This window comes from Gibbsiella greigii (assembly GCF_039540155.1).
GTDB classification, from domain to species: Bacteria; Pseudomonadota; Gammaproteobacteria; order Enterobacterales; family Enterobacteriaceae; genus Gibbsiella; species Gibbsiella quercinecans.
The window spans coordinates 295546-308582 of record NZ_BAABEM010000006.1 but is presented as its reverse complement, the minus strand read 5'-3'; the positions used below and the strand labels follow the sequence as shown (position 1 = coordinate 308582).

Sequence of the window (13037 nt, the reverse complement as noted above, 5' to 3'; positions counted from 1 at the left end):
GTAACTTGGCAACGAAGTTGACGAATACGATCCCGCTAATGTGATCAAGCGCCCAATTTAGCCCGAAGCCTGATTGTTTATTGACCAAATACATAAGCGCTAAAGGAACTCGCCATAACGCCATTCACCGCAACAAACATGAATGGCGTTGCCGCACGGGCCTGCGGCACAAGCCTATGTGGTGCTCAGGCCTGCTGATGCAGGTGTGTTTTCAGGAAAGCCATCAATTCATTGGTGCGCGGCAGCGCCGTCATGGCGCCTTTTTCCGTGGTCGCCAACGCGCCGCAGGCCTGGGCCTGAGCGATCACCGCTGCCCATTCGTCGTTATTCGGCAAGCGGCCAAGCACCGCCAGTGCGGCCAGCAGCCCGGCCACGAAGGCATCGCCCGCGCCGGTGGTATCGACCGGGGTGATCGACATGGCGTTGAAATGATGATGTTGTTTGCCGTCGTGAATGCAAACGCCTTTGCCGCCGAGGGTCACCAGCAACAGCTTCAGTGGGAAGTGGGCCATCATCCAGTCTACCGCGCTTTCCAACTCATCAATCTTGCTGATGAAACTCAGTTCATCCTGCGAGATTTTTACCACGTCGGCCAGCATCAGCGCTTTTTCCAGATTACGGCGTAGCTCTTCCGGATCTTTCCAGATGTCTTCGCGGATGTTGGGATCAAAGCTGACCCAGCCGCCTGCGGCCCGGATGTTTTCCATCGCGGCGAACGTGGTGCTGCGGCTGGGTTCCTGGGAAAGTGCGATGGAACACGCATGCAACCATTCGCTGGATTGGAAAGTTGGTAAATCGCTGGGTTGCAGGAACAGATCGGCGCTGGGGCTGACCATGAAGGTGAATGAGCGCTCACCTTGCTGATCCAGATCCACGACCACGGTCGATGTGTGGTATTCGCTGTCTTGCGTCATATGCTGGGTGTTGACGCCTTCGTCGCACAGCACCTGTTGCAGGAAAGAACCGAAACTGTCGTTACCCACGCGGCCGATAAAGGCGCTGTTGCCCCCCAGACGCGCGATGCCTACCGCAACGTTGGCCGGTGCGCCGCCGGGGCATTTTAGGTAACTGTTTGAATTTCCTGGCACCAGGTCGACGACGGCGTCACCCAGAACCCACACGCGATTAGCCATGATTAATCCCTGCTTTTTTAACGTAGATAGATGGGGTGCTAAAATAGAAGAACCGATTTAGCAATGCAACAAATTATCTGAGAGATGTTAACCAGATCAAAATTGTGAGCCGTCATCGGGCCATTTTTTTGCAATAGTTGCTTTTCTCCCCGGTAAAGCGCCGGGGAGCATTGCAGATTAACCCAGTTTTGGGTATATGCCCGGACCAATCGGCAGACCAAGCGCATACCAGGCCAGCAGCAACAGGATCCAGACACTGAAGAATACCAGCGGGTAGGGGATGATCAGCATGTAATAAGTGCCCAACTGCGCATCTTTGCGGTAGCGCTGCAAAAAGCCGAGGAACAGCGGCAGAAACGGCGACATCGGCGCCAGCGGCAAGACGGAGGAGTCGGCGATGCGGAAAATCATCTGGGCGAACGCCGGGTGGAAGCCCAGCAGGATGAACATCGGCACGAAAATCGGCGCCAGAATCGACCAGATGGCCGAACCGCTGGCGATAAACATGCACAGGAAGGCGGAAAGGAACATCAGGCCAAGAAACGCCGGCGCGCCGCTCATGCCGGCGGCTTCGAGCATATCCGTCAGGCCGATGGCCATGAACTTGCCCATGTTGCTCCAGTTGAAAAAAGCGACAAACTGCGACAGTGGAAACACCATCACGATAAAGCCCGCCATATTTTTCATTGGATCGATCAACAGGTTGGGAACGTCATCCGCACGGCGGATCTGTTTGGTGACCACGCCATAGGTAATGGCAACGGTGAAAAAGAACAGGATGATGATCGGCACGATGCCTTTGATGAACGGCGAGGGGATGATCGAGCCGGTTTTCGGATCGCGCAGCGGCGCGGAATCCGGCACCACCAGCGCGGCGATCGCCGCAATAAAGATCAGTGCGGCAATGCCGCTCATCATCAGGCCGCGGTTTTGCAGCGGGGTCAGCGCGTCCATTTTGTCTTCGGCGCAGCCTTCCCAGGCCGGCAGGCGGGGTTCAATGACCTTATCGGTCAACAGCGCGCCGGCGATGGTCAGCACAATCACCGAGGTGGCCATAAAGTACCAGTTGTCGATCACGCTGACGTGCAGCGCGCCGTCCACCGCTTTGGCCGCTTCGGTGCTAATGCCGGAAAGCAGCACGTCGGTAGTTACGATCAGCAGGTTGGCGGTAAAACCGGAGGCGACGCCGGCAATGGCGGCCAGCAGCCCGGCGATCGGGTTGCGGCCAACGGCCAGAAAGATCAGGGCGCCCAGCGGCGGCATGACCACCAGCGCGGCATCGGAAGAAATATGGCTGAAAAAAGCGATAAACAGCACCATATAGCTGGCGTAGCGGGCATTGACGTGCGAGGCCATTTTGTACATCAGCGCCTGCAACAGCCCGACCTTTTCCGCCAGCCCGGCGCCGATCACCAGCGCCAGAATCGCCCCCAGCGGGGCGAAGCTGCTGAAGTTGTGGATGATATTGGGGAAAATCCACTGGATCCCTTCCACGCTCAGCAAGTTTTTTACCTGGATCGGCGCGCCGTTGGCTGGGTTTTTAACCACCACCCCGAGCCAAGAGAATAGCGCGGTGGCCAGCATCAGAATAATAATCAGATAAACGAATAACAAAAACGGATTGGGAATTTTATTCCCGATGCGTTCAACCAAGTAAAAAATGCGGCTGGGTTTTTTATCGGCCGCGTGAATCGCCTCATTCATATTCTACCCTCGGTGTTTGTCCTGTTGTGATATCCCATAATTGGCGTTGCGCCGTTGCCGGGCGCTGCGCCGTTTTTTGCCGTGGGAAATTATTATTATTTGATTTATTTATAATTATTTTGTGTTGTGCTTGTTCCCGCCGCCCCAGCCTGCGCTGGGGGACGGTTATACCTACAGCGGCGAGTGTTTACCCCCGCCGGGTGGCTCATCGTGCCTCGCCAAAACTTGGCAGGTTGAGCGCCAGGGTCGCCAGGGTTTTCACCGCCACGGCCATAACCTGTTCATTGAAATCAAATTTTTCATTGTGGTGGCCGGCGCTCAGTTCAGTGCCGAAAATCACATATGATGCCTGGCCGCCGTGTGCTTTCACCCGCTCCATCATGTAGGTGGCGTCTTCCGAACCGGCCGCCTGTTCACGGCGTTGCACCACCGAGCGCAGTTCGCTGATGCCCTGAGCCTGGCGCTGGATATATTCCACCCACGGTTGCGTCGGTTTGCTGCTTTGCGCCGCCCCCATCAGGGCGATATCGCAGGTGACACCGTGCATCTGGGCGGCGCCCTGAATCACATTCAGCGCCTGTTGATAAACAAACTCGTTAATTTCATTGGTGGCGCCGCGGGTTTCCACCTTCATTAACGCGCGATCGGCAATCACATTGCGCCCGCTGCCGGCCTGCAGTACCCCCACGTTGATGCGCGAAGCGCCTTCGCTGTGGCGTGGGATGGCATAAAGCCCAAGAGTGGCCTGTGCCGCCGCCAGCAGTGCGTTGCGGCCGTCTTCCGGTTTGGCACCGGCATGGGCTGCCGTACCGCGAAAGGTGACGTCCAGCTTGCTGGTGGCCATAAAGCTGTCGCTGCCGCACACCAGTTCGCCGGCGGGTACGCCGGTGCCGATATGGGTGGCAGTAAAGAAATCGACGTCGTCCACCACCCCGGCTTCCACCATGGATTTCGCGCCGCGCGTGCCTTCTTCCGCCGGCTGGAAAATCAGTTTGATGGTGCCGCTGAGCTGCGCCTCCAGGCGTTTGAATACGTGCGCCAGCCCCAGGCCGATGGCGGTGTGGCCGTCATGTCCGCAGGCATGCATCATGCCGCTGTTGCAGGAGGCGAAACCTTCGCGGAACGGCAAGTGCGCTGGCTGCAGCAGTTCGTCCAGATCGAGGGCATCCATGTCGACGCGGTAGGCAATGGTCGGGCCGGGGCGGCCGGTTTCCAGCGTGGCGACAATGCCGGCGAAGCCGCCGGAAAAGTACGGCAGCCATTTCTCCAGCGCGCCCTGTTCGCGCGCGCGTTGTTCTTGCGCCAGCAGCGCTTCGGCCGAAGGCAGGCCCATGCGCGCATCGGCGTTGATGACTTCGCGGCCAAGCTGCAGCCGGTAGCCGAGGCGATCCAACTGTTCCGCCACCAGCGTGGCGGTGCGGAATTCAAACCAGCCGGATTCCGCATAGCGGTGGAAGTCACGGCGCCAGGCCTGGAGCTGGGGCGAAAGTTCGGCGATTAACGTTGAGAGTGTATCCATCGTGATTTTCCATAGTTATCGCGCCTGCGCACAGGGCAGGCAGCATTGAAGCCCTGATAAGTTGCATGAGAAAAAGCGTTAAATGTTGCTTATTTCCGTGGAAAAAGCGGAAAATTTTGATAAATGTGAAAAATAACGAACGGTTATTTATTATGCTTTTTCTCGAATGTACACAATGGAAACCGGATAAATAAGATGCCAATATCTTGTTATTGATAAACAACGGTTATCACCATTGCCTATGCCCGCCGCCATAAAATTGCATCAGCTGCGCGCCTTTGTGGCCGTTAGCCGCCACGGCAGCATTCGTGCCGCCAGCCGCATTTGCCATATTTCCCAACCGGCGTTGACCAAATCGATTCAGGAACTGGAGGCGTTTCTGGGCGCCAGGCTGTTTATCCGCCGCCGCGAGGGGGTGGTGCTGACGGACTGCGGCGATAACTTTTTCCAGCACGCCAGCCTGATTCTGGAAGAACTGCGCGTGGCGCAGGAGGATATTCAACAGCGGCTGGGGCTTGCCGGCGGCACGGTGAACATCGGCATCGGCGGCAGCATTGCGCGCACGGTGATGCCACAGGTGATCACGCAATTTCACCGCGAGTATCCCAACGTGAAGGTGCGTATCGTCGAGGGGCAGTTGGTTTCGATGATCCCGGCGCTGCGCCAGGGGGAGCTGGATTTTACCGTCAATACCTATTATCCCTGCGGCCAGGATAATGAATTGAGCTATGAACGGCTGATGGATAAAGAGTATAAGGTGGTGGTGCGCAAGGGGCACCCGCTGGAAGGGGCGACAACGCTGCAAGAATTGCAACATTGCGACTGGACCATGCCGACGCCGCAGGGCAGCTACTACCGGCTGTTACATGAACTGTTCGGCAACATGGGGATACTGCCGGCGGTTAGCGTGACCTGTGAAACCTTCATGAGTTGCACCAGTCTGGTGGCGCAGAGCGATTTCGTCAGCATCCTGTCGGTGGATGTGATCTCGGATCCGATCATGGGGCGCCATCTGGTGGCGTTGGATTTGGCGGAAAGCCTGCCGATGGCGACGTTTTACCTGGTGCAGCGTAAGGACACGACGCTGACGCCGGTGGGGGCGCATCTGGCGCGCCTGTTCCGTATTTACTGCCGTTGAGCTTAAGCGGGAAAGGGGCGGCGCCCGTTGTGCAGGCGCCGCCTTTATCGGCTGCGGTTACGCCTTGCGCCAGCGGCGGGTCAGGCGTTTTTCAATTTCGACAATGATAAACAGCGCGACGCCGATGCCCAACGCAATCAGCCAGTAACGGAACGGCAGCGGTTGGGTGCCGAACAGCGTGTTCATCAGCGGTACGTAGATAATCAGCGCTTGCAGCGCGACCAACGCGGCGGTGACGATCCAAATCCCTTTGTTCTGCAACAGGCCGCGGTTGAGTGAGAAGTGCTCGGAATCACGGCAGTTGATCATATATACCCACTGGGCGGTGACCAGCGTTTGCAGCAGCACGGTGCGGATAAATTCCGGGCTGTAACCGCGCGGCTGCAGCCAGGCTTCCAGAATAAAGGTGCTGATCGAGATCAGCAGCCCGACAAACACCACGCGCCAAATTGCGTAGCCGTCCATCACATGGCTTTTAACATTGCGCGGCGGCCGCCGCATGGCGTTTCTTTCCGCCGCTTCAAATGCCAGGCCGAAGGAGAGGGTGGCGGAGGTCGCCATGTTCATCCACAGAATTTGCACCGGGGTCAGCGGCAACAGGTTGCCCATCAGAATGGCGATGATGATCAACAGCCCCTGTGCCAGGTTGGTGGGCATGATGAACAGGATGGTTTTTTTCAGGTTATCGTAAACCCGGCGGCCTTCTTTAACGGCATTGGCGATGGTGGCGAAGTTGTCGTCCGCCAGGATCATATCGGCGGATTCTTTGGTTACCTCGGTGCCTTTAATCCCCATGGCGATGCCCACGTTGGATTGCTTCAGCGCCGGCGCATCGTTCACCCCGTCGCCGGTCATGCCGACGATTTCACCGGTTTTCTGCAGGGCTTTCACCAGGCGCAGTTTATGTTCCGGGCTGGTGCGGGCAAAGATGTCGTATTTCTGGGCGACGTCTTTAAGTTCTTCATCGTCCATGTGCTCAAGCTGATAGCCGGTCACGGAGTCCGCGCTGTTGCCGATCCCCAACATTTTGCCGATCGCCATCGCCGTCTCCTGGTGATCGCCGGTGATCATCTTCACGCGGATGCCGGCCTGTTGGCATTCGTCGATCGCGGTGATGGCTTCCGGGCGAGGTGGATCCATCATGCCGGCGATGCCGATCAGGATCATGCCGTCGTGCAGCATCGGGTGATCGAGTTTATCGATCACCTCTTGCGGCGCTTTCCAGGCGGCGGCCACCATACGCAGGCCTTCGCGTGCATAGCGCGCAATGGCGTTTTCCCAGTAGGTTTTATCCAGCGGCTCGGCGCCGGACGCCGTTTGCTGGAATTGGCACAGGTTTAGCAGGACGTCCGGCGCGCCGGTTAACAGAATTTGCGGTTGGTTGTCCACTTTGCAGGCGATCGCCATATATTTGTACAGCGAATCAAAGGGGATCTTGGTGGTGATTTCATTCTGGGTGGCCGGCAGCTTGGCCTTCGCCGCCAGAACCTTCAGCGCCCCTTCGGTCGGGCCGCCGGTAATGGACCACAACCCTTGTTTATCCTGCCGTAGCTGGCTTTCGTTACATAAGTCCACGGCGCGCAGGAACTGGCTCAATAGCGGCGAGCTGTCTGGGGCGGTTGCGGTGGTTTCACCATCGATATAGAAATCACCTTGCGGCTCGTAGCTGTTGCCTTCCACCCGCCAGGTTTTATCTGCCAGGATCACCGCTTTCACCGTCATTTCATTCATGGTCAGCGTGCCGGTTTTATCCGAGCAGATCACCGACATGGCGCCCAAGGTTTCAACCGTCGGCAGTTTGCGAATGATGGCGCGTGAACGGGCCATGGCCTGTACGCCGAGCGACAGAATAATCGAGATGATTGCCGGCAAGCCTTCCGGCACGGCGGCCACGGCCAGGCTGATCACGGCCAGCAGCAGTTCCGGCAGCGGCATGTCGCGCAGCATATAGCCAAAAATCAACAGGCCGGCCATCATGAACAGGATGATGACGAAAATCGCCTTGCCCAGCTTATCGATCTGCACCAGCAACGGGGTTTTGTTCTCCTCAATCGAGGAGATCATTTCGTTGATATGCCCAAGTTCCGTATTGCCGCCGGTGGCGATCACCACCCCAACGGCGGTACCGGAGCTGACGGTGGTGCCGGAGAACGCCAGGTTTTTACGATCGCCCAGCGACTTTTCGCCTTCAAGCCGATCAATTTTCTTTGAGACGACGGTGGATTCCCCGGTCAGAATAGCTTCTTCCACCCGCAAATTATGCACTTCGATCAGACGTAGATCGGCGGGGATACGATCGCCGGGGCGCAGCAGAACAATATCGCCGGGAACCAGCTGTTCAGTGCCGAGGGTCATATGCTGTCCATCGCGCGATACCTGCGCCTCATTGGACAACATATTCTGAATGCTTTTCAGCGATTTTTCCGCGTTGTTTTCCTGGATAAAGCCGATGAGTGCGTTAATCACCGCAACGCCGAGGATCACCAGCGTATCGACCCAGTGGCCCATAATGGCGGTGACCACCGCTGCCGCCAACAGGATATAGATCAGCACATCTTTAAAATGCGCAATAAATTTAATAAATAAGGATTTGGATTGTGCCTGCGGTAAGACATTCGCCCCATATTGCGTTAAACGTTGCTGTGCTTCAGCGCTACTCAGGCCACTGGGTGTGGTATTGAGTGCAGACAGGCTTTCTTCAACACTGCGCTGATACCATTCTTCCTGGGGTGAAATAGGGTCCACGGTAGGTGGCTTTATATCACTCATACGTCTGACTCCTGTTTGTTCCGGTTAATCCGGTTAGACATCATGGGGACAACCTTAATTTTCATAAAAAAATGTTAAAAAACGGTATGGGAATTTTGAAATCTTTTTTTCTTTGTTTTTTTATCCGATAAATAGGCATTTTACGGTTTTTCTAAATCAAAATATAAATCAAGCTTAAACCATAATATATTAAATACCACACTAAGATGTTTTTTAGCTTATAATCAAATTTATAGTCTTTCAAAACAGTTAGTTATAATTTTTTTGGCACAAAATGTGGCGATTTTCTTACGGGCGCGCAATAGTTAAAGATGGCGTGTCAATAATGAATACATACTCTATTGAGTGCCGAAATTGCGTTGACCAACCGTTTGTCTTCAATCTGACATCGGTAAGCAGCAATATAGGGTAGCACTACTGAATATAGGGAATATTGTTCTTTGCCATTCATTTTCCAGGTGGCTTTTTGCCTGCTCTAACAGGAAAAAGGCGAGCGTTTGCGCTTTGGGGCCAGAAAAACTATACCCCGTAAGTAATGAGGTGAAGTATTGAAAATCCATTTTCTGCTTGTCATTTTTTCTGCCCTGCTGCTGGCGGGCTGCGATCGTTCCGAACCGGAAGTGAATTCCCCCCCACGCCTGGTAAAAGTATTTACCGTCGATGAAACGCACCGCCTTGATAGCCGCGTTTTTCCGGCCCGCGTGTTGGCCGGGGATGATACCGCGCTGTCTTTCAAGCGCGCCGGCCAATTAGAACAGTTGAATGTACGTGAAGGGGCCAAGGTCAAGGCCGGAGATATCCTGGCGCAGCTGAATGCGAGCGATGCCGGCCTGCGGGTGAAAGAACGCCAGAGCGCGTTTAACCTGGCGCAGCGTCAATTCGAACGTTTTTCCACCCTGGCGCAGCGGCATGTGGTTTCCCGCGCCGAGCTGGACGTGCAACGGGCCAATCGGGATTCAGCTTCCGCAGCGCTGAAAATAGCCCAGGAAGAGCTGCAATACCTGACGCTGCGCGCGCCGTTTGACGGCGTGATCGCCAGACTCAACGTGCGCAACCATCAGGTGGTTGCCGCCGGGCAGGCGATCGCCACCTTGAGTAGCCTGCAATCGCTGGACGTAGTGTTCAATGTGCCGGAAAGCCTGTTTACCAGCCTGGACGTGCGCAACGTCAATTATCGCCCGCGGGTGCGCATCAATAATCTGCCGGATCGCGAGTTTATCGCCAGCTATAAAGAGCATGCCACCAATACCGATTCCGGCACCTTGACCTACCAGATCACCTTGACCATGCCGCGCCCGGCGGATTTGCCGGTGGTCGGCGGCATGAGCGGCACCGTTTCCATTAATCTGGGCAATTTACCGACCGCTGCGCAGGCCAGCGCCATGGTGGTGCCGGTTGAAGCCGTGTTCAATCCGGATAAAAGCCAACTGAACCAGGCGAACGTCTGGGTGATTAAAGAGGAGAACGGCGCCTTGCGGGTGGAGGATCGCGTGGTCAAGGTCGGCCAGATAACCTCGCAGGGTATTGAAATCACCGCCGGCTTACAGCCCGGCGATCGGATTGTCTCCGCCGGCGTCGGGGAGTTGCGCGCGCAGCAGCCGGTGCGCATCTGGACGCGGGAAAGGGGTTTGTGATGATGGGGATGATTGAGGGCATCATTAATAATCGCACCCGCACCTGGCTGATGATTTTGCTGCTGGGCGTGGGCGGTATCATCGCTTTTTTTAATATTGGCCGCCTTGAAGATCCGGCGTTCACGGTGAAAACGGCGGTAGTGATCACGCAATACCCTGGTGCCTCCACGCAGCAGGTGGAGGAAGAGGTGACGCTGCCGCTGGAGAACGCGCTCCAGCGCCTGCCTTACCTGGATAACGTCAGTTCGATTTCCAGCGTTGGCTTGTCGCAGATCACCGTCAATATCCGTTCACAGTACGGCACCGCCGAGCTGCCGCAGATTTGGGACGAACTGCGTCGCCGCGTCGGCGATGCCGCCTTGCAATTCCCGCCTGGGGTCGCCACCCCCTTTGTGAATGATGATTTCGGCGATGTGTACGGCTTTTTCTTTGCGATTTACGGCGACAATTACGACAACCAGGAATTGCGTAACTATGCAGAACAGCTGCGGCGCGATCTGGTCTTGCTGCCCGGCGTCGGCAAAGTGGCGATCGGCGGCGTGATCCCGGAGGAAATCCACCTTGAGATCTCGCGCGCCAAAATGAGTGTATATGGCATCACCCTGCAGCGGCTGGCGGATATCCTGAGCCGCCAGAATATCGTTTCCGATGCGGGCAGCATTACGGTTGGCAGCGAATCTATTCGGCTGCACCCCACCGGCGAATTCCAAAGCATCGAAGAATTGGGCAACCTGCTGATCAGCTCGCCTGGCAGCACGCACAGCGTTTACCTGCGTGATATCGGCACGCTGTCGCGCAGCCTGAATGACAAACCGACCAATATCTACCATGCCAATGGGCACAATGCGCTGACCATGGGCATTTCGTTTGTACCTAACGTGAATGTCATCACGGTGGGCAATGTCATCGAAGCCCAGCTCAAACGTATGGAGGCGGAAAAGCCGGCGGGTATTCAACTGAAGGTGTTTTACGATCAGGCGGCCGAAGTTAAGCATTCGGTGAACGGTTTTATTCTTAACTTCCTGATGGCGCTGGTGATTGTCATCGGCACCCTGCTGATTTTCATGGGGATGCGCAGCGGGGTGATTATTGCCGCTTCCCTTGCCATCAACGTGCTCGGTACGCTGTTAATCATGTACCTGCTGGGGATTGAGTTGCAGCGCATTTCGCTGGGGGCGCTGGTTATCGCACTGAGCATGCTGGTGGATAACGCCATCGTGGTGGTGGAGGGCACCCTGGTTGAGCAACAGCGTGGCAAACGGCCGCTCGACGCCATACGGCATATTATCAGGCGCTCGGCCTTGCCCCTGCTGGCGGCGACGGTGATTGCGGTGCTGGCGTTTGCGCCGATTGGTTTATCGCAGGATTCCACCGGGGAATATTGTAAATCGCTGTTCCAGGTGCTGTTGATTTCCCTGATGCTGAGCTGGTTGACGGCGCTGACGCTGACGCCGGTATTTATCAAGTGGGCGTTCGGCAAGGTAGATCTTAGCCTGAAAACGCAGACTGGCGGCGAGCCGGCATCGCCGTACAGCGGCCGGGTGTTCCGCATTTACCGCGGGATCTTGAGCGGGCTGCTGCGCCAACGGGCGGTGACGCTGGTGGTGTTGGCTGGGTTGCTGGGCGCTTCAATTTATGGTTTTGGTCACGTGCGGCAGAACTTCTTCCCGTCTGCCAATACGCCGATTTTCTTTGTCGATCTGTGGCTGCCCTATGGCACGGATATCAACTACACCGCGGCGGTGACGAAAAACATCGAGCAGAACGTCAGCCAGCAACCCGGAGTGGAAACCACCGTGACCACCATCGGCCAGGGGAGCATGCGTTTTATGCTGACCTACAATTCGCAGCGCCAGTACGCCAACTATGCGCAAATCATGGTCCGGGTGGACGATCAGCGCCGCATCGGCGGCATTGCGCAGCAGATCCAGAATTACATCCACGCCAACCATCCGGACGTGAACGAGCGCATTAAACGCATCATGTTCGGGCCGTCCAACGACAGCGCTATTGAGGTGCGGATCAAAGGTTCTGATCCGGACGTGCTGCGGCACATCGCCAGCCAAATTGATGACATCATCATGGCCGACGCTGGGGCCGATGGTAGCCGCAACGATTGGCAGGAGCGCAGCAAGGTCATTCGCCCACAATTTTCCACTTATCTGGGGCGTGAGCTGGGGGTGGATAAACGCGAGGTGGATAGCGCGTTGCGGATGAATTTCGAAGGCGGCGTGGTGGGGATTTACCGTGACGGCTCGCGTTTGCTGCCGATCGTGATGCGCCCGCCGGCCAACGAACGGCTTGATGCCGACCATATGGCCAATATCATGGTCTGGAGCCAATCGCAGCAGCAATTTATTCCGTTAAACAACGTAGTGAGCGCCTTCACCACCGAGTGGGAAGAGCCGCTGATTATGCGGCGCGATCGCATCCGGGTGTTGACGGTACAGACCGATCCCAGCCCACTGAGCGGTGAAACGTCCGGCGATCTGCTGGCGCGCATCAAGCCAAAAGTGGCGGCGCTGGCGTTGCCTTTCGGCTATAGCATCGAATGGGGCGGTGACGCGGAAAGCTCCAGCGAAGCGCAATCGGGGCTGTTCACCACGCTGCCGTTGGGTTTCCTGGTGATGTTTATTATTACCGTGTTGATGTTCAGCTCGCTGAAAAACGCCGTGGCCATCTGGCTGACCGTGCCGCTGGCGATGATCGGGGTGACCCTGGGCTTCCTGTTGACCGGTATCCCCTTTGGCTTCATGGCATTGATCGGGCTGCTAAGCCTGAGCGGGATGCTCATCCGTAACGGCATCGTGCTGGTGGAAGAGATCAACCAGCAAAAACGGGAAAAACGCCAGACGGCGGCGATTATCGACGCGGCTACCTCGCGCCTGCGGCCGATCCTGTTGACGGCCTTTACCACCGTGCTGGGGCTGGCGCCGCTGCTGCTGGACGTCTTCTTCCAGAGCATGGCGGTGGTGATTATGTTCGGCCTTGGCTTTGCCACGGTGCTGACGCTGCTGGTGCTGCCGGTGATATACAGCTGTATGCACCCAGAGCCGGCTGATAGCGCAAGCCCAGAATAAATCCGGGCTGAAGAGGATTATCTTGATGGGCGTATATTTTATCGCTGGCTAAAATACGGC

The 13037-nt window shown here is 56.4% G+C and carries 7 protein-coding genes; 3 read left to right on the top strand and 4 right to left on the bottom strand.

Annotated features, from left to right (window positions below):
* Window positions 1-185: 185 nt before the first annotated feature.
* The 3 genes from cscK to AC559G_RS04640 form a co-directional block, all read right to left on the bottom strand.
* Window positions 186-1133 (bottom strand): carbohydrate kinase family protein, encoded by a 948-nt coding sequence (cscK, locus tag AC559G_RS04650; RefSeq protein ID WP_498911651.1) that lies wholly within the window; start codon window positions 1131-1133, stop codon window positions 186-188.
* 177 nt (window positions 1134-1310) lie between these two features.
* Window positions 1311-2837 carry a p-aminobenzoyl-glutamate transporter gene (abgT, locus tag AC559G_RS04645; protein WP_498911649.1) on the bottom strand — a complete coding sequence of 509 codons (1527 nt, stop codon included), beginning with the start codon at window positions 2835-2837 and terminating at the stop codon, window positions 1311-1313.
* 205 nt (window positions 2838-3042) lie between these two features.
* Complete coding sequence (locus AC559G_RS04640) at window positions 3043-4356, bottom strand: M20 family metallo-hydrolase (protein WP_498911647.1); 1314 nt, start codon at window positions 4354-4356, stop codon at window positions 3043-3045.
* A 241-nt stretch (window positions 4357-4597) separates the two neighbouring features.
* On the opposite strand from AC559G_RS04640, the gene AC559G_RS04635 reads away from it, so the two are divergent.
* The gene (locus AC559G_RS04635; protein WP_095847217.1) at window positions 4598-5494 is read left to right on the top strand and encodes a LysR family transcriptional regulator; all 897 of its coding nucleotides are present in this window, start codon (window positions 4598-4600) and stop codon (window positions 5492-5494) included.
* A 57-nt stretch (window positions 5495-5551) separates the two neighbouring features.
* Here the strand turns inward: AC559G_RS04635 and AC559G_RS04630 are convergent, their stop codons facing one another.
* Window positions 5552-8263, bottom strand: a complete 2712-nt coding sequence (locus AC559G_RS04630; RefSeq protein ID WP_498911645.1) for a cation-transporting P-type ATPase — start codon at window positions 8261-8263, stop codon at window positions 5552-5554.
* Between the two features lie 548 nt (window positions 8264-8811).
* On the opposite strand from AC559G_RS04630, the gene AC559G_RS04625 reads away from it, so the two are divergent.
* Complete coding sequence (locus AC559G_RS04625) at window positions 8812-9897, top strand: HlyD family secretion protein (RefSeq protein ID WP_498911643.1); 1086 nt, start codon at window positions 8812-8814, stop codon at window positions 9895-9897.
* Window positions 9898-9899: 2 nt separating this feature from the next.
* Window positions 9900-12977 (top strand): efflux RND transporter permease subunit, encoded by a 3078-nt coding sequence (locus tag AC559G_RS04620; RefSeq protein WP_498911951.1) that lies wholly within the window; start codon window positions 9900-9902, stop codon window positions 12975-12977.
* Window positions 12978-13037: the final 60 nt, after the last annotated feature.